At 70.7% G+C, this 17,983-nt stretch carries 14 protein-coding genes; 8 read left to right on the forward strand and 6 right to left on the reverse strand.

Going from position 1 to position 17,983, the window contains the following annotated elements:
• Positions 1 to 61 precede the first annotated feature (61 nt).
• The gene (locus OV427_RS12065) at positions 62 to 1,711 is read left to right on the forward strand and encodes a hypothetical protein (RefSeq protein ID WP_267856229.1); all 1,650 of its coding nucleotides are present in this window, start codon (positions 62 to 64) and stop codon (positions 1,709 to 1,711) included.
• Between the two features lie 77 nt (positions 1,712 to 1,788).
• Here the strand turns inward: OV427_RS12065 and OV427_RS12070 are convergent, their stop codons facing one another.
• Complete coding sequence (locus tag OV427_RS12070) at positions 1,789 to 4,464, reverse strand: amidohydrolase family protein (protein ID WP_267856230.1); 2,676 nt, start codon at positions 4,462 to 4,464, stop codon at positions 1,789 to 1,791.
• A 122-nt stretch (positions 4,465 to 4,586) separates the two neighbouring features.
• On the opposite strand from OV427_RS12070, the gene OV427_RS12075 reads away from it, so the two are divergent.
• Positions 4,587 to 5,951, forward strand: coding sequence for a sigma 54-interacting transcriptional regulator (locus OV427_RS12075; protein ID WP_267863415.1), 1,365 nt, complete (start codon positions 4,587 to 4,589; stop codon positions 5,949 to 5,951).
• Positions 5,952 to 5,963: 12 nt separating this feature from the next.
• Here the strand turns inward: OV427_RS12075 and OV427_RS12080 are convergent, their stop codons facing one another.
• Positions 5,964 to 6,734, reverse strand: coding sequence for a M15 family metallopeptidase (locus OV427_RS12080; protein WP_267856231.1), 771 nt, complete (start codon positions 6,732 to 6,734; stop codon positions 5,964 to 5,966).
• Between the two features lie 132 nt (positions 6,735 to 6,866).
• Between OV427_RS12080 and OV427_RS12085 the strand changes: the two genes are divergently transcribed.
• From OV427_RS12085 to OV427_RS12095, 3 genes are all read left to right on the forward strand, one after another.
• Positions 6,867 to 7,511: a DUF3332 domain-containing protein gene (locus OV427_RS12085; protein WP_267856232.1), complete on the forward strand. Its 645-nt coding sequence runs from the start codon at positions 6,867 to 6,869 to the stop codon at positions 7,509 to 7,511.
• Positions 7,512 to 7,655: 144 nt separating this feature from the next.
• Entirely contained in the window at positions 7,656 to 8,780 is a 1,125-nt protein-coding gene (locus OV427_RS12090; protein WP_267856233.1) for an IS30 family transposase, read from the forward strand.
• Between the two features lie 315 nt (positions 8,781 to 9,095).
• Entirely contained in the window at positions 9,096 to 10,136 is a 1,041-nt protein-coding gene (locus tag OV427_RS12095) for a PrsW family intramembrane metalloprotease (RefSeq protein WP_267856234.1), read from the forward strand.
• Between the two features lie 10 nt (positions 10,137 to 10,146).
• Here the strand turns inward: OV427_RS12095 and OV427_RS12100 are convergent, their stop codons facing one another.
• Together OV427_RS12100 and OV427_RS12105 are read right to left on the reverse strand one after the other, a co-directional pair.
• Positions 10,147 to 10,704 (reverse strand): hypothetical protein, encoded by a 558-nt coding sequence (locus tag OV427_RS12100; RefSeq protein ID WP_267856235.1) that lies wholly within the window; start codon positions 10,702 to 10,704, stop codon positions 10,147 to 10,149.
• The gene (locus OV427_RS12105) at positions 10,701 to 12,044 is read right to left on the reverse strand and encodes a hypothetical protein (protein ID WP_267856236.1); all 1,344 of its coding nucleotides are present in this window, start codon (positions 12,042 to 12,044) and stop codon (positions 10,701 to 10,703) included. The genes OV427_RS12100 and OV427_RS12105 overlap by 4 nt, the downstream gene beginning before the upstream one ends.
• Before the next feature lie 132 nt (positions 12,045 to 12,176).
• Between OV427_RS12105 and OV427_RS12110 the strand changes: the two genes are divergently transcribed.
• Positions 12,177 to 12,845 (forward strand): gluconate 2-dehydrogenase subunit 3 family protein, encoded by a 669-nt coding sequence (locus tag OV427_RS12110; protein WP_267856237.1) that lies wholly within the window; start codon positions 12,177 to 12,179, stop codon positions 12,843 to 12,845.
• The gene (locus OV427_RS12115) at positions 12,842 to 14,494 is read left to right on the forward strand and encodes a GMC family oxidoreductase (protein ID WP_267856238.1); all 1,653 of its coding nucleotides are present in this window, start codon (positions 12,842 to 12,844) and stop codon (positions 14,492 to 14,494) included. Before OV427_RS12110 ends, OV427_RS12115 begins: the two co-directional genes overlap by 4 nt.
• A gap of 11 nt (positions 14,495 to 14,505) precedes the next feature.
• Here OV427_RS12115 and OV427_RS12120 read toward each other — a convergent pair whose 3' ends face one another.
• Positions 14,506 to 14,994, reverse strand: a complete 489-nt coding sequence (locus OV427_RS12120; RefSeq protein ID WP_267856239.1) for a hypothetical protein — start codon at positions 14,992 to 14,994, stop codon at positions 14,506 to 14,508.
• 50 nt (positions 14,995 to 15,044) lie between these two features.
• Between OV427_RS12120 and OV427_RS12125 the strand changes: the two genes are divergently transcribed.
• Positions 15,045 to 15,476 (forward strand): hypothetical protein, encoded by a 432-nt coding sequence (locus tag OV427_RS12125; RefSeq protein ID WP_267856240.1) that lies wholly within the window; start codon positions 15,045 to 15,047, stop codon positions 15,474 to 15,476.
• Positions 15,477 to 15,601: 125 nt separating this feature from the next.
• On the opposite strand, the gene OV427_RS12130 is transcribed toward OV427_RS12125, so the two are convergent.
• Positions 15,602 to 17,983, reverse strand: coding sequence for a hypothetical protein (locus OV427_RS12130; RefSeq protein ID WP_267856241.1), 2,382 nt, complete (start codon positions 17,981 to 17,983; stop codon positions 15,602 to 15,604).

Consider the following 17,983-nt stretch of genomic DNA (forward strand, 5'->3'; position numbering starts at 1 on the left):
GTGGACGCGGCTGCCCGTCATGGGACGGGGCCGGTTTCCTACGTAGGGGTGGGTGGCGGATATGACGCGCGGATGGCGTTGGGCGGGCGCGCTCTTCATGGCGGGCGCGATGTGGACGGCGGTGGGCTGCGACTCCAAGGGCACCGACGAGTCGGAGCGGGGCAACCCTGGGATGGACGACGCCCATCCCCCGGACGAGCGACCGGGAGACCCGCCGCCGACGCCGGACCCGCTCCCGGACGCCGGTGGGGTGCCGGACAGCGGCACGGTGGACCCGGAGCCCGACGCGGGCACTCCGCCTCCGGACGGGGGCATCCAGACTCCGCCGGATGGGGGGATTGAGCAGCCTCCCCCGGATGGTGGGACGACGCCTCCGCCCGATGGGGGAACAACGCCTCCGCCGGGCAAGAAGGTGGAGATTCCGCCCCTGCCCCCGCCGCAGCCGGGCTGGAGGTTCTACGGCGTGGAGCAGGGCGGCCCGCAGAAGGTGTACGGCGTCACGGCCGACGAGGGCGGCAACGTCTGGGTGGCCGGCGGCGAGGAGGGCCTGTTCCTGCTGAAGCCGGGCTCCGAGCGGCTGCAGCACTTCGGCCTGGAGGATGGCCTGCGGCCCTATGGCTTCATGCCGGACGGCAGCACGCCTCCGGGACCCAAGTACCTCAAGGTCATCTCCGTGTCCGGCGGCCCCGCGGGCACCGTCTTCGTGGGCTACGAGGGCATGCCCGGCACGGGCTCGAACCACTGCGAGAGCAACTGGGACGGCCCCAGCCCGGACCCGGCCCGCTACAAGAGCGGTGACGCGGACAAGGTGACGCTGCAGCGGGACGGCACGCTGAGCGTGGTCCACTACGACATCTTCTCCGGCCCCGGCGTGGTGCGCGACGAACAGCGTGGGCGAGAGAAGCTCTGCAACGTCCTTCGCATCCGCTACGACAAGAACACCCAGAGCGTCTGGTTCGGCGGCAACCACGGCTTCGCGCGCGGCGAGGCCGAGTTCAAGGGCGCGCCCATGTGCAACGGGCAGCTCGGCTGCTCGGGCGTGCTGGAGCACGTGCACCCGCACATCAATGCGCTCAACTCGCAGGGCAACGTGATTCTCCTCACTGACGCGTACTACGGCGTCGGCCTGGACCCCAACGGTGACGTCTGGTTTGGAGGCTCGGACCGCAGCACGCGCTTCCTCTACGGGACGAACAGCGGCAACTTCTGGCACGCCCAGACGGGCACGGAGAACAACGCCGCCAACAAGCTCGACCTCTGGCCGGACGCCAGGCCCGAGTACTCCAAGCCGAACGAGCGCGTGACGGACGGTGTCTCCGGCATGACGGTGGCGCGAGACGGCACGGTGTGGGCGAGCTCGTTCGGCAACGGCCTCGCGCACCTCGACTCGAGCGGCAACGTGACACGGCGCATGGGCAGGGAATCGGGCCTGGTGGACAAGCACCTGTCCGCCATCGCCACGGACCCGCTGGACGGCAGCATCTGGGTGGGCGCGTTCTGGGGCGGTGGCATCTCCCGTCTGAAGGGGGGAGAGGTCACCAACTACGGCCCGAACGTGTTCGGCGACAAGTACAGCATGCTGCGCATCACCGACATCCAGGTGGACCGCTCCGGCGGCAAGCGCCGCATGCTCGTGGGCTTCATCGACTATGAGGACGCCAGGCGCCCCACGTGGGTGGCGGGCGGCATCGGCATCTACTCGGGTGACTGACCCCACCCGAGTAGCCTGAAGGCACGGCGGCCGTCCTCTCTCACCGGGGGACGGCCGCCGTCTTCTTTCACGGCGCCCTACTTCGCCAGCGCCTTGTACTTGTCGAACAGGGCCTGCTGGCGGCTGGTGAGCGGCACCTGCTTCCCGGCCAGCCACATGCCCACCGGACGCGAGGACGACTCCAGCGGGTCACCGTTCCACAGCACCAGGTCCGCGGGGGCACCGGGCGCGATGCGGCCACCGTCGAGGCCGAACGCCTCCGCCACGTCCTGCGTCACCGCGCGCAGCGCGTCCGTGTGCGGCAGGCCCCACGCCACCGCGTTGCCCGCCTCCTGCGCCAGCGTGCGCACCATGGGGGGCTCGCCCAGCACGGAGATGAGCACCTTCACCCCGGCCGCGCGCAGAAGCGCCGCCGAGTCCAGCCGGCTGCTCAGCCGGTCGAAGTCCGCCGGCAGGTTCTGCGTCGGCTGGAGAATCACGGACACCTTCGCCGCCGCCAGCTCCCCGGCCACCATCCACGCCTCGCTGCCCCCGGCGATGATGGGCTTCAACCCGTACTCCTTCGACAGCGCCAGCGCCGCGCGGATGTCCGACACGCGGTCGGCCTTCACCACCACCGGCAGCCTTCCGGCCAGCACCGGCTGCAGGGCCTCCAAATCCAGGCGGCTCGCCGCCACGTCACGCATGCGGCGCTGCTCGAAGTCCGCCTTGCGCCGGCCGTACTCGCGCGCGTCGAACAGCAACTCACGCACCCGCTCCAGCACCAGCGCCCGCGAGCCGGACACCGCCTCCCGGCCCGCCCGGCCCAGGTTGAGGTGCATGGCCAGCGGCGTCTGGCGGACGGTGCCGTCCGTCGTGACGAAGGCGCTCTGCCCCGACACCAGCCCGCCCTTCGGCGCCGACACCGCGCCGGTGACACCGCCCAGCCGCGCCACCGGGAAGACGGCCGACGCGCTGTTGAGACTGTCCACCGCCTGGAGCGCCGCGCGCACGTCCTGCTTCGCCGCGTCCCCGCGCAGCACGTCGTCCTGTGTCGTCTCCTCCGCGCTCACCTCCACCAACCCCAACTCCGTCAGCGGGTCGATGAGCCCTGGCGTGAGCAGCCGTCCCTTCCCTTCCACCACCGCGCAGCCCCCGGGCACCGCCCCGGCCTGCAGGCCGCGCACCTTCCCGTCCGCCACCACCACCGTGGCGCCCTTCACCCACGCGGTGCCGGTGAAGGCCGTCACGCCCTGGAACACGGTGCACGCCTCCTTCGCCAGCGGCAGCGGCGTGGCGCACGCGCGGTCCTTCCCCGCGTCGCAGCGCGAGTCCAGGCCCAGGTCCTCCAGGGACGGCGTGGGCGCGGCGCTGGCCACCAACCTCGCGGCGTTGGCGACGCTGTCACCCACCTCGAAGTCGCTCGGCTCCACCGCGCCGGTGGCCGCGTCATAGGTGACGACGCCGTCGGACCACACGCGCTGCGCCCGCGCGTAGACGCTCAGCGGGTGCCCCTTCCACAGCACCACGTCCGCCATCTTCCCCGGCTCCAGCGAGCCGGTGACGCCCTCCACGCCCATCATCCACGCGGCGTTGAGCGTCACCCAGCGCAGCGCCTCCTCTTCGGCGACGGGGATGCCGGACTCGCGCGCCCGCCACATCGCCTTGCCCGCCTCCTGGTTCAGCCGCTGGATTCCGTACTCGGAATCGGAGTGGATGACGGCCTTGCCGCCCGCCTGCGACACCAGCGCGGCGTTCTCCGGAATGCCGTCCCACGCCTCCAGCTTGAAGCCCCACCAGTCCGCCCACGTGGCCACGCCCACGTTCTTCTCCGCGAGCCTGTCGCGCAGCTTGTAGGCCTCCAGCGCGTGGTGGAAGGCGCGAATCTGGTAGCCCGCTTCGTCCGCCACCTGGAGCATCACCGCCATCTCGTCCGCGCGGTAGCAGTGGTTCTGCACCAGGATGTTGCCGCGCATCACCTCGGCCAGCGTCTCCAGCTTCAAGTCGCGCAGCGGCTCGGGGCCCGCCTCGTCCGGCTTCTTCTCCTTCTTCGTGCGCCAGTCCTCCCACTTGTTCATGTACTCGCGCGCCTGCGCGAAGGCCTGCCGGTAGCCGGCCACGTTGCCCATGCGCGTGGCGGGCGCCATCTTCTTCGCCTCGCCGTAGACACGCCGCGGGTTCTCTCCGCAAGCCATCTTCAGGACGTCTTTCGCTCCCGGAAAGCGCATCTCCGCCGCCGAGCGGCCGAAGTGCAGCTTCGCCGGGTAGCCCCGCCCGCCAATCAGGTTGGCGCTGCCCGGCAGCACCAGCAGCGAGGTGATGCCGCCCGCCGCCGCGCGCCGCAGGCCCGGGTCCTGCGGCCAGAAGGCGTGCTCCGCGGACACCTCGGCCGTCACCGGCGCGGTGGCCTCGTTTCCATCGTCGTTTGAGAAGCTGGAAGGCGTGGCGTACACGCCCAGGTGGCTGTGCGCGTCGATGATGCCGGGTGTCACGTACAGGCCGGTGCCGTCCACCTCCTCTGCCCCCGGGGGCGAGGCCACATCCGCATTACGACCCACCGCGGCAAGCTTCCCGTCCACGAAGGCCACCGCGCCGTCTTCAATCGCCGGCCCGCTGGCGGGCATCACCGTGGCGTGCCGCACCACCACCGCGCTCGGCTGCTTCCAGACGCGGGAGGGCGCGGGGGCCGGAGCGGGCGTTTCCGAGGGGGGAGGCGCTTCGGGGACGGTGGCGCAGGCGGTGGCCAGCGCCAGCAGCAGGAGGGGGGTGCGCATGGGGTGGTCCTCGTAGCAGTTCACCCCGGGTCCGGCCACGCCTGGCTGCTCGCTCATCGGGCACTGCCCCCGAGGACAAAGTCACCATGCGTCGCGAAGCCGTCTACAATCCCCCGCCAGTCATGCCCGTCCTTCCGCCAGCCCCCATCCCCACCCACACCGTCGTCGGCGCCCGGGCCCAAGGGGAGCGGCTGTCCGCTCAGCACTTCCACCTCGTGCTTCTCGACACCGAGCGTGCCGGCACCGTCTTCCCCCTCGCCAACGAGCACCTCAGCGTGGGGAAGGCGCCGGACAACGACGTCGTCATCGACCACCCCACGGTGAGCCGCAACCACCTGGTGGTCCGCCGCCAGGGTGACCGCTTCCTCGTGCAGGACCTCGGCTCCACCAACGGCACCTTCCTCGACGGCGCCCAGGTGCGCGAGGCGTACCTGCGCCCCGGCGCCCTGCTGGAGGTGGGCGACGTGCGCCTGCGCTTCAGCCCGCAGGTGTCACCCGTCCAGGTCGAACCCACCGCCGAGGACCGCCTTGGGGACCTGGTGGGCCGCAGCCTGCCCATGCGGCAGATCTTCGCCCTGCTCCAGCGCATCGCCCCCACCGACTCCACCGTGCTGCTGGTGGGCGAGACGGGCTCCGGCAAGGGCGCCGCCGCCAAAGCCATCCACAAGCTCAGCCCCCGCTCCCCCGGGCCGCTCGTCGTCTTCGACTGCGCCAGCGTGTCCGACTCCCTCATCGAGAGCGAGCTGTTCGGCCACGAGAAGGGCGCCTTCACCGGCGCCGTCGGCCAGCGCATCGGCTGCCTGGAGCGCGCCAACGGCGGCACCCTCTTCCTGGACGAAATCGACGACCTGGCGCTGGACCTCCAGCCCAAGCTGCTGCGCGCCATCGAAGACCGCGAGTTCCGCCGGCTGGGCTCGTCCTCGCCCATCTCCTTCGACGCGCGCATCATCGTCGCCAGCAAGAAGGACCTGTGGGCGGAGACGCAGGCGGGCCGCTTCCGCGAGGACCTCTACTTCCGCCTCTCCGTCTTCACCTTCAGCCTGCCCGCCCTGAGAGACCGCAAGGAGGACATCCCCCTGCTGGTGGACGCCTTCGCGGGCGAGGGGCTGTGGACGCGGCTGCCGGAGAAGATTCGCGAGCAGTTCACCGGACACACCTGGCCGGGCAACGTGCGCGAATTGCGCAACGCGCTGGAGCGCGCGCGGCACATGGTGGACATCCCCGAGCTGGCCGGGGACACCCTGCTGCGCGAGTTCACCCGCGAGACTCCCGCCGCCGCCGGTGACTTCCTCCCGGTGGAATTCACGGGGCCCTTCAAGGTCTGCAAGGACGAGCTGATTCGCGCCTTCGAGCGCGAGTACCTCACCCGCCTGCTGGGCCGCGCCCGGGGCAACATCGCCCGCGCCGCCCGCGAGGCGGAGCTGGACCGCAAGCACCTGTACTCGCTGCTCCACAAGTACGGGCTGGTGCAGAGCGAGGGGGACTGAAGTCCCCTGGCGTCAGCGCGGCGCGCAGGCCGGGTCCAACAGCTCCGGCCGGTACTCGAAGTGCATCGTGTCGTAGTGGTACCAGCGCCCGCCCCAGATGAAGCCCTCCGCCTCGAAGGCCTCCACCACGGACGGGGGCACGGCGTTGCGCCATTTCAGCGGCGCCTTCGGTTGCTGCCACTCCCAGTAGTGCGCGCGCGCCGGGTTCAGGTCGATGGACACGCCGAAGGAGTGCGCGCTCCGCCGCTGCGTGTTGGCGATGGTGCGCCAGTTGAAGGTGCCGCCCAGGTTCGTGAGGAAGGGCTTCAGCGACGCGTCCTTCGCGAGCAGTGCCTCCAGCCGCACCCCCACGCGTTGGAAGGCGGGCGCCACCTTGCGGTGGACCTTCAGCCGCTGGCCGAGGATGCGGATGGGCACCACGTCCACCTCCGCCGCGGACGCGCCATAGGTGGCGTGGAAGAGCGGGTCGAAGCGGATGCGGCCCGGGTCGTCGTCTTCGCGCGTCACCGGGCGGAGCGGGCCGGTGCGGTAGGGAATGAAGAGCGTGTCCTCCAGGTCGGGGGACTCGAGCTTTCGCGCGAAGGACTTCGCCTGCCCGTCGTCGAACGGGTACGTGCGGCCGTCGGGGAGGCGGAAGCCCCAGCCGGACTCCAGCCGCACCGGCACCACGGCGGGGTACCACTTCGCCACGCACGCCAGCGACGCGGGCGGCGGGGCCGCTGTCGCGACGCCCGCCTCCGGGGACGCCGCGAGCAGCAACGCGATTGCAAAGCACACACTCACGCCACCCTCCCGTCATGCACGGGCAAATGCATCACAGCGGACGCAGTCACGAAGAGCGCGTGACAGCCGTGGAACACGTGGCATGTTGGCGCCGCACTCGCAGTCATGCCAACCCCTTGAGGAGGTTTCACGATGAAGCGTCCTTCCCCCTGGCTCGCCGTGCTGTGCGCGGGATTCATCTCCATGCACGCGACGGGCTGCTTCGGCCAGTTCAAGCTCACGCAGAACATCTGGCAGTTCAACAAGGGCATCTCCAGCCAGAAGTTCGTGCAGTGGCTGATGTTCCTCGTGCTCGTCATCGTCCCCGTCTACGAGATTGGCGCGCTCATCGACGCGCTCATCATCAACAGCATCGAGTTCTGGTCCGGCAGCAACCCCATGAGCAGCGCCGACGGCGCCGATGACGGCACGCGCGTCGTGAAGCTCAGCCCCACCGACACGCTGCGCATGTCGCGCGACGCAGAGACGGGCGTCATGCGCCTCGAGCTGGACCGCGAGGGCCAGGAGCCGGTGGTGCGCTTCTTCGAGCCGCTCGAGGACGGCATGGCGGCCCGCGACGAGGCCGGCAACCTGCTCGTCCAGGCCCGTGCGGCGGCCGACGGCGCGGTGGCCGTGACGGACGCGGCCGGCACCACCCTCACCGTCCACGCCAGCGAGGCGATGCAGCTCGCCCGCCGCGTGTACGAAGAGGGCGGCGCGGCGGCCCTCGCGAAGCACGCCGTGGAGCAGACCGCCGTGTCCCGCGGCCTCGCGCTCAACGCCTGCGTGGCCCCGTAGCCACTCCGGCAGCGCCCTGTTCGGAAATGTCGGGACTTTTCGCGGCGGGCGGTCTCAACCGGTGAACGCACCAGTCGGGATGCACGTCATAGTGGCGTGCATCCGGGGAGGTGTCCGGTGCAGAGGCGAGGCAAGCTCGGCAGGATGAGTGCAGAGGACTGGCTGGCGGTGCGGCGCTCGGTAGCTGCCGGGCAGACGCTGGAGGGGGCAGCGCGGGCGGCAGGGGTGAGTGAGCGCACGCTGCAGCGGCTGCGCCCTGGGGCGGGCAGCATGATGCAGAGGGCCCACGTGCGTTCCGCTTTGCGGCTGTCGGTGCAGGAGCGCGAGGAAATCTCGCGGGGGCTGCGGGCGGGCGACTCGCTGCGTGCCATCGCGAGGCGCCTGGGCCGGGCGGCCTCCACGCTCAGCCGTGAAGTGGCCCGTACCGGTGGGCGCAAGCGCTACCGGGCGTGGCGCGGCGAGCGGGGCGCAACGCACCGGGCACGGCGTCCCAAGCACACGAAGCTGCAGGAGTACCCACGGCTGCGCCAGGAGGTGGAGCGGCGGCTGGAGGAGTGCTGGAGTCCTCAGCAGGTTGCCGCCAGTCTCAAGCGAGACTTCCCGCACTGCCCCGAGCTGCACGTGTCCCACGAAACCCTTTACCGCAGCCTCTACGTCCAGACGCGCGGCGCCCTGCGCAAGGAGCTCACCGCGTGTCTGCGCACGGGCCGCACCCAGCGCCGGCCCCAGGGGCGCACGGACCTACGCGGCCAGTTGCCGGACAAGCTGATGCTGAGCGCGCGTCCACCCGAAGTCGAAGACAGGGCCGTGCCAGGCCATTGGGAGGGTGACCTCATCCTCGGTAAGCAAGGCAAGTCCGCGGTGGGCACGCTGGTGGAGCGCCACAGCCGCTACGTCATGCTGCTGCACCTGCCCGAGGGCCGCACCGCGGGCCACGTGCGCCAGGCCCTCACCCACAAGATTGGCCAGCTGCCTGACGCCCTGCGCCGCAGCCTCACCTGGGACCAGGGCAAGGAGATGTCCGAGCACGTGCGCTTCACCCTCGACACCGCCGTGCAAGTCTACTTCTGCGACCCGCACAGCCCCTGGCAGCGCGGCAGCAACGAGAACACCAACGGCCTGCTGCGCCAGTACATGCCCAAGGGCATGGACTTGAGCCACCTCTGCGCGCAGCAACTCGATGCTATCGCCGCCCAACTCAACAGCCGCCCGCGCCAGACACTCGACTGGCACACCCCGCCGAGGTATTCGCCCGAGCCGTTGCGATGACCGGTTGAGACCGCCCGCCAAAACCCCCGACATTTCCGAACAGCACGCCCCCGCCCCTGTTCTCGGGCCCGGAGGCTTCGCGCCGGCCCCGGTCCGCTCCCTTCGGGTGGCGGACAGGTGGAATGAAGCGTCTTTCCGCGCCCATCGGCTGCCGGGCGAGCTGTCTGTGAGCCGGCCCGCCGCCGCAGCCGAGGTGTCCTCCGAGACGAGCTTCCCGCGCCGGGTCCGGGCCCGCCGCCCGGGGTGGTTCCTGCCCCGTCCCCTCGGAGGCGCCTGATTTCAGCCGAGCACGGCCCGCCTGCTACCGTGCGGGCCATGTCGGCGCTGGTGCTCGGTGGTTCGGCGGTCGTCCCGTCGCTGTTGCTCTTCTGGTACGTCTACGCGCGGGACAAGCGGCCCGAGCCGCATGCCCTGCTGTTCAAGACCTTCCTCCTCGGCGCCGTCATCTGCGCGCCCGTGCTGCCCACGGCATTGGCACTCCAGAAGCTCGGCGCGCCCTTCGCCGACGGCGTCTGGGGCGCCGCGATGGTGCGGGCCTTCCTCGGCGCCGCCATCCCCGAGGAGCTCTTCAAGTTCCTCGTGCTGTACCTCTACGTCTGGCGCAAGCCCGCCTTCGACGAGCCGCTGGACGGCGTGGTGTATGGCGCTACCGCCTCGCTCGGCTTCGCCACGCTGGAGAACATCCTCTACGTGGGCGAGCACGGCCTGGGCGTGGCCGTCCTGCGCGCCCTCACCGCCGTGCCGGGCCATGCCTTCACCGGCGTGGTGATGGGCGCCTTCGTCGGCCGCGCGCGGCTCGCCCCGGAGGAGCAGCGCCTGGGCTTCCTGGCCTCGGGACTGGGTTGGGCCACCCTGCTGCACGGCTTCTACGACCTGTTCCTGATGACGGGCACGGGCTTCGCCGTGCTCTCGCTCGGCGTGCTCGCCATCGAGGTGCAGTGGGGCCGCAAGCTCTACCGTGCCCTGCAGACGGAGCAGCTCGCCCTCATGTCCGCGCCCGCGGGGCTGCTCGCGGCGGAGGGCGGACTGATGATGCAGGGGCCGGGTGGCCCGGTGTCCACCGCGAGCGTCGTCGTGATGGGCCCACCCTCCTGGTCGCCTCCGGCCGGACGGCCCGCGGAGCCCCCGCGCACGGTGGGCTCATGGCTGAAGCTCATCTTCGGCGGCCTGGGCCTGACGGCGAGCAGTCTGTGGCTGCTCGTCGTCATCGCCGTCCTGTTCGAAGAGAAGCTCGAGGACGCGGCGAGCTACGTCGCCTGGGGCATGCTGGCGGCCTTCTCCGTCGCCTTCACGCTTCTCTTCCTGTGGCTGTTCCGCTCGGGGCTGCGAGGACCGGAAGCCCGCCCCGAGCGGTAGGCCCTGGACGTCACGGAGGCGGAACGCCCGCGTCGAGCAACTCGCCCGGCTCCGGACCGAAGCTGGCATCCGTCGCCACCGCGTTGAACGCGCCCTCCAGGTTGCGGCCCGCGCCGAAGCCCTCGCCCTTCTGGAAGGACATGGAGAAGTCCCCGCGCGTGGCCTCGCCCGGGTTGCCGCCCGTGTCCAACTGGAGGTCGCCGTTCTCCACCGGCGCGAAGGCGCGCGCGGGCTCGCCCGCGTTGAGGTGCACCACCGTGGCGCGCGCCAGCCCCGAGGGTGTGGTGCCCGCCAGGTCCACCTTCGCACCGGGCCGCAGGTCGAGCCCCTCGGTGACCACCGTGAGGCGCGCCACCAGGTCCACGTCCAGCTCGTTGTTGCGGTAGTAACTCACCTGCAACGCCTCGGCGTTGCGCAGCACCTCCACGCGGGAGATGTCCCCCAGCGGGAAGAGCTCGGACACGCTGCCGGACAGCGAGTTGTCCTCCAGCCCGCAGCCCACCAGGCCCGCGCCGGACGCGAGGCCCGCGAGCCCGAAGGCCACCAGTGCTCGCGCCGCCCGGCTCATTTCTCCACCGCGAGCTTCAGGGTGCCGTTGTCCGCCGCCACCACGGGCGCCCGGTAGAGAATCACGCGCTTGCCGTTGGACAGGTACGCCAGCTTGGGAGACCAGCCGCCGCCCGCGTCCACCAGCGTCTCGCGCCAGATGCCGGAGATGCGCGTGGACACCACCAGCTCGTCGTCGTTCGGGTTGCAGCCCGTGTCGTTGCGACCCGACTCCAGCGCGCAGTTGTAGAAGGCGATGGACGGCTCGTGATTCACGGGGTCGAACGCCAGCGACGGGTACCAGCCCCCGGTGCCGGAGTTGAACACGGGGTCCGGCGAGGACCAGTCCCCGGCCACCGTGCACTTCGAGGCGGAGGTACCGTCGCACTCGATGTAGGTCAGCTTGTCGCCAATCTTCTCCAGCGTGGCGACGCCGAAGCCCACCGTCGCGTCGTACGCCACCGAGGGGCCCATCTGCGTGTTGCTCACCGCCTGCACGCGCGTCGGCGTGGACCAGGTGGTGCCGTCCGCGTTGCGCCGCTGGAACATGACGTCCGTCCCGCTGGCCAGCGCGGACTCGGGGGCCTTGTCGTAGATGATGGCCGGCTGCGTGCCCGCCATGAGGAGCTGGATGTGGCCGCCAAAGCCGAGCTTGTTGTCACCCGACGGCGCCACCATGCGCGGCTGCCACGCCGTGGGGCCACCCACGGCCATCTCCACGTCGCTCGACTCCCAGTCCTGGCGCCCGAAGTTGCCCTGGTGCCCGTCCCGGTAGGCAACCAGCGCCTGGCTGCCGGAGAAGACGATGGAGGGATTGAGCCCCACGAGGAAGCCGCTGTCGCTCACCGGGTTGCCCGCCGCCGCCTGGTTGGAGCGCGTCACGGGGATGCGCTCCGTCCAGGTGCCGTTGGCGGCGCGGTACGCCACCGCCAGGTCGCTCTGGTACCAGAACGTCGAGTCGTCGCGGCCACCGCCCAGGTACGTCACCGCCGGCTGCCCGTCCGCGCCGAAGGCCACGGACACGCCGTACACGCGCTGCACCTTGGCCACCACCTCCGCGGCCTTCAGCGAGCCGCCGTCGAACTCGCGGTAGCGCAGCTCGAAGTCGGGCGCGTTCTGCGTCTGGGTGCCCAGCTTGACGAAGTACGCCATGCCGATGCGGTCCTCGGGGCCCACCGCCATGGCGATGGAGGAAATCTGGTGGAACTCGCTCGGGTCCGAGTCCACCACCAGCCGGGTGAAGGGCGAGTTGGCGTTGGGGTCATCCGGCGGCTTGTTGCCCGCGTCCGGGTTGCCCGGATTGTCCTTGCCGCACCCCACCAGCGCGAGTGCCGTTCCCAATACCCAGGCGTGCCGTTTCATGTGCTTCTCCTTGCGTTGTCGGCCCTGTGCGTCGTTGCCCGCATCCTACGTCAGCGGCGCGTCCTGGGGAGCAGCCGAGCAGGTCTCATCTTCGCGGCGATACACGGGGGGCTGGGTTAGACTCGGCGTCCCATGCCCCGCGCACATTCCCCCCGGAACCGCCTGTCCCGGCGCTCCTTCATCCAGCGACTTTCCTTCCTCGGCGGTGGCGTGGTGCTGCTCGGCCCCGCCTGCAAGCGCTCCGAGGAAAAGGCCAAGGCACCGCCCGCGGACCCGGGGCCCCTTGGCGCCACCGTCAACGGCCGGGCGCTTCGCACCTTCTCGGCATTCGAGTACGCCGCGGTGGCCGCCGCCTGCGAGCGCATCCTTCCGCGTGACGAGGACGCGGGTGCGCTGGACGCGGACGTGCCCGTCTACATCGACCGCATCCTCCAGACACCGGCGCTGGAGACGATACGCGACGACTTCCTCACCGGCGTGGCCGCGCTGGAGCGCCGCGCGCAGCGCATGTTCCAGAAGGGCTTCTCCACCCTCACGCCCGAGCAACAGGACGAGTTGCTCGCCCTCTTCCGGGACAGCCCGCCGAAGAGCGGCGAGGCGCACTTCTTCGAGCTGCTCACCGTCATGACGCTGGAGGGCTACCTCGGGGACCCGTCCTACGGCGGCAACAAGGGGAAGGTGGGCTGGAGGCTGATGGGGTTCGACGCCGTGGGCACCGTGGCCATGGCCCCCCCGGAGGGCCATGACGGCCCGAAGTGCCTGCGCGAGTGCGGGCTCCCCCACGGAGGCGCCCACAAATGAGCCTGCCCGAGGTCGACGTCTGCATCATCGGCAGCGGCGCGGGCGGCGCGCCCATGGCGCTGGAGTTGGGCCGCGCGGGCTTCAAGGTGGTGGTGCTGGAGAAGGGCCGCCACTACCAGCCGAAGGACTTCGTCCACGACGAAATCCTGAACAGCCGCCGCAATTTCTTCATGCCGCTGCCGTGGGAGGAGCCGCACCTGGTGCGGCACGGCGCGCAGAGCCGCTACGAGCGCTCCAACGTCGCGTGGACGGCCAACTGCGTGGGCGGCGGCACCGTGCACATGAGCGGCTTCTTCTACCGGCTCAAGCCGGTGGACTTCCGGCTGCGCTCCACGCTGGGCGCGGTGTCGGGCAGCACGCTGGCGGACTGGCCCATCTCCTACGAGGAGCTGGCGCCCTTCTACGACAAGGCCGAGGCCGAGCTGGGCGTGTCCGGAGAGGCCGTGCCCCACCCCTTCGCGGAGCCGCGCTCGGGGCCCTACCCGCTGCCCCCACTGGACGTGCACCCGGTGGCGTCGGAAATCGACAAGGCCTGCAAGGCCATGGGCTGGCACTCGCTGCCCACCGCGCGCGGCATCATCAGCCGGCCGTACCGGGGCCGCGCGCAGTGCTCCTACTGCTCGCTGTGCGGAAGCTACGGCTGCGAGACGGGCGCCAAGAGCGGCACCAACGCCAGCCTCATCCCCGCCGCGCTGGCCACCGGCAACGTGGACCTGCGCCCCGGCTGCATGGCTCGCACCGTGGAGGTGGACAAGCAGGGTCGCGCGAAGAGCGTCATCTACCTGGATGAGAATGGCGAGGTCCAGGAGCAGCCCGCCAAGGTGGTGGTGGTGTCCTGCACCGCGGTGGAGAGCGCGCGCCTGTTGCTCAACTCCACCTCCGGCCGCTTCCCGCGCGGACTGGCCAATGGCAGCGGGCTGGTGGGGAAGAACCTTCTCTTCAGCTCCTTCGGCGAGTCGTTCGCGACGTTCCGCGTGTCCAAGCAGGGCGAGGCGCGGCCGTGGCTGAAGGACCCGGCGCCCTTCGTCAACCGCAGCGTGCAGGACTTCTACCTCCTGCCCGACAGCCGCTTCGGCTTCCGCAAGGGCGGCACGCTGGGCTTCATGTGGGCGCACCCCAATCCCATCCATGCGGCGGTGGAATTGGCTGGCGACGGGAAGAGCGCGCTCTTCGGCAAGGCGCTGAAGGACAAGATGCGGGAGTACCGTGACTCGCGCATCCTCCAGTTCGAGGTCTACGCGGAGTGGCTCCCCACGTCCGGCACCTACGTGAGCGTGTCCGACGACACGAAGGACAAGTACGGCATCCCCGTGGCGGCCATCACCGTGGAGCGCCACCCCATGGACTTCGCCGCCACGCGCTTCCTGGTGGAGCGCGGCGAAGAGGTGCTGCTGCGGCTGGACCCGGATGACGTGCAGCGCAAGGGCGTCATGGGCGAGACGACGATTCTGCAGCATGGCACCTGCCGCTTCGGCAACGACGCGGCGGCCTCGGTGCTGGACAAGAACTGCCGCGCGCACGAGGTGCCCAACCTCTACGTGGTGGACGGCAGCTTCATGCCCACCGGCGGCAGCGTGCCGTCCACGCTCACCATCGCCGCCAACAGCTTCCGCGTCGCGCACCACCTGGTGCGCGCGATGAAGGGCTGAGCCAGAGCGCGCTACCGGTTGCGAAGGGGCAGCACGTCCACCTTCACGATGTAGCGCGCCTGCATGTCGGACTCGAACTCGATGAGGTGGTCCCCCACACCGGTGAGGTCCGCCTCGCGGGTGAATTCACCGAACTTTTCCATGGTGTCGAGCACCGCGCGCCCGTCTGCCGCCTGGCGCGTGCGCGCGCGGCAGCCCTCCTCGTGGAAGAGGACCACTGTCTCCTCGCCCGAGGACGTCACGTCCTCCAGGTAGAAGCGCACCTTGACGGTGGCGGCCTCCGGCACCTGGACGATGAATTGTCCGCGGCCGGGGAAGCGGCCCTCCGCATAGCTCTCCGTGCCGAGGATGCAACCGGCCACGCGGCTGCACACGGGCCAGGACGCGTCACACGTGTCCTTCACACGCGGGCCGATGAAGTCCTCGCGCGAGCCCCCACACGCTCCCAGGAACACCGCGAAGAGCAGCATCGCGGCCACCTGTGCGTTGCGCTGAAACACTGTTACAAACGACATCATCATCTGACCCTCAATCCGAGGAGTGGACGTCCATGCAACTGCGTACCCGGTGGCTCCCCATATTCTTCTTCGCCCTGGCCGGCTGTGGAAACGAGACGGAGATTCCCAAGGAGCCGACGCTCTTCACCGACCGCGACGAGATGGCCTTCAATCGCGAGTTCGGCAGCGGCACCTTCGTCGGGCAGACGGGCTTCAACTCGCTCGTCCTGGAGAACCGCGGCGAGGGGACGCTGCAGATTACCGGCATCACCGTGTCCGCGCCGTCGCAGTTCAAGGTGACGCTCCCGGAGGGCCTCACCGCCGAAACCCCGCTCGCACTGGAGACGTACAAGCGCGCCTTCGTGCAGGTGGAGTTCCGGCCCACGGACAACATCGAGTACACGGGCACGCTCACCATCAAGTCCAACTCGGCCAACACGCCGGAGAAGGTCATCACCCTCAACGGCCTGGGCGTGGACCCCTGAGTCGGGGCGGGGCTCCCGCCCTCCGGGCGGGAGCTTCCATCCCCCTGGCGGGGGCGTCCAACCCCCTGCCGGGGGCGTCCAACCCCCTGCCGGGGGCTTGGGCTCCCGCCGTACCGCCACCGCGCTCATGGCTGGCGGGTGAAGACGCAGCCCCCGCTCCAGCCCATGGGTGCCGCGCCTCCGTCCGGCAGCGTCGTGCCGCCATCCTGCGTCGGCGCCGGGCAGGACACGCTGGCCCCACCGTCCACCGAGTAGCTCTGGGGGTAGGCGCCGTAGCCGGTGCGCAGCGTGTAGTTGACGCGCTCGTAGTCCAGGCGCTCGGACGCGGACACGTCCACCCGCATGGTGCCACCGTGGATGAAGCGCCGCTCCAGGCAGCCGCACGCGTACGGCGCCAGGGTGACGACGGTGGAGCCCGGACGCTCCTCCAGGGTGTATTGCGGTTGCAGGCTGCTCGAAGACGCGCCGCTCGGCGTGTGCCAGGCGCGCAGTGCGTCCGCGCGGTAGCCCAGCGTCAGCGAGCCGTTGCGGCTGCCCGTCGTCACCGGCGAGCAGCCGCCGACGCCGGCGTCCGCCGCGTCGCCGTCGCAGAAGGTGAGGTCCAGCGCCAGGCCGTGCGGCGTGCCACCGTCCGCCAGCTTCGCCACCTCCCACTGCACCAGCCACGCGCGGTCCTCGGGGGCCGCCACGGTGGGGAGCTGGAACTGGTACGAGTCCACGTCCGAGGGCACCGCGTCGTAGTCCGCCGGCCCGCGCACCCCCAGGCCGCTGAGCCGGTCATCGCCGCTGCGCAGCCGGCCATAGCCGGTTGACAGCTGGCCCGTCACGGAGAACTCGGCGGTGTCCGGCGGGGCCGGGTAGGCGGTGGTGGACGCCAGCGTGCGGGCCACCGGCACCTCCACGCCGCCGGTGTAGCGCGACAGCTCGTCCGCGTCCTCCACATCCCACGCCACGTCCACCCGGTAGTCGCGGTCATCCGCCCAGTTGGTGCCGTCGTCCTGGACGACGAGGTAGTACGTGACGGCGGCGGTGTGCGCGGGCACCGGAATGACGCCGCGGAAGTTGCTCAGGTTGGTGAAGCGCGGGTTGGCCGCCGCCTCCTCGCGGTACGAGTGCGTGCACATGGGCGCCGGCAAATCGCCGCGGGTGCAGTAGCCCTCCACCAGCTGCCGCGCGTCCGGGTTCTCCCCGTAGCCCTTGGGGCAGGCGGTGACGTCGCTGAGGCACGCGGTGCGCCACTCGCTGATGTTGGCGCCCTTGTTCACCAGGGTGAACACCTGCACCAGCCGGTCCGCCGTGTCCGGCAGCGGCGGGAAGCGCCCGCCCGTGCCCAGCGGCACCACGCGGTAGCTCAGCACCGTGGGCACGCTGGAGGCGGGCAGCCGCACCGAGTACCAGTCGCGGTCCGGCACATAGCCCAGGCGTCCGGTGAAGGACGTCGTCGCCTGGGGCGTGCCCGGCGAGGCGCTCTCCAGGCTGCGCGCCGTGGCGCCCTGCACGGTGTCGTTGCCGGTGCCGGTGCGGTCCTGCACGTCATCCTCGTCCATGACGCGCACCTCCACCTCGTAGCGCTGGTTCAGGTCGCCCTGGGCGGTCTCCTTGTCGTTGAGGCCGCGGTAGCCCTTCACCACCAGCATCCACGTGCCCGCGAGCTTCACCTTGCGCGCCGTGGCCAGTTCGCCGCCGCGCACCTGGGGCGGCACCTGGCCCTCGTCCTCCTTCTCCGCGAAGCCCGGGCGGCGCAGCTCGTAGGACAGGCGCCAGTTGGGGACGAACTCCTGGTTGGGCGCGACGATGCGCACGTACGCCACCTTCCCCACCGCGAGGTCGAAGGTGTAGTGGTCCACGTCGTTGTCCGTGGCGAGGTAGCCCGTCATCGTGCCCACCTGCTGGGCGCCTTCGGGGGCCAGCGCCAGCGGGGTGGGCGTGGCCTGGGTGTCGTTGGGCTCGTGCGTGTCCGGGTTGGTGGCAATCTCCACCTTCAGCCGGTACGGGCTCTTCGCGTCGTAGTTGGGCCGAGAGACCACGTCCGGCGAGTCCTGCACCAGCACCAGCAGCGTCTTGCTCTTCAAGTCATTGCGCAGCGGCAGCACCATGTCCACCGGACGCGGCGCGCCCTGGCCGTGCTTGTCCTCCTTCTTCACCAGCGCCGAGTCGCTCCCGTTGGGCAGCGTCTCCAGCACGGTGATGGACAGGTTCACCGCGGTGCTGGACGCGAGGTACGCGCCATTGACGTTGAGCAGGGTGCGCGCGCTGGTGTCAGCGGGAAGGACGATGCGGTACCAGTCCTGGTCTCCCGCCTTCGTCTCGCCCGCCTGCACGAGGAAGCGGTCCAGCGCCACCCCCGGCTTCAGCTCGCACTCGGCCAGCGTCAGCGCCTCCTCGCGGCTGTTGCAGAGGTCCTCCACGGGGTTGGTGCCCGCGTCCGTGTCCCCCTCGCCACCTCCGGACGAGCAGGCAACGAGGGCGAGCAGCGCGAGCGGAAGCAGTCGGACGTGGGTGGGCAT

This window comes from Pyxidicoccus sp. MSG2, assembly GCF_026626705.1.
Classification (GTDB): domain Bacteria; phylum Myxococcota; class Myxococcia; order Myxococcales; family Myxococcaceae; genus Myxococcus.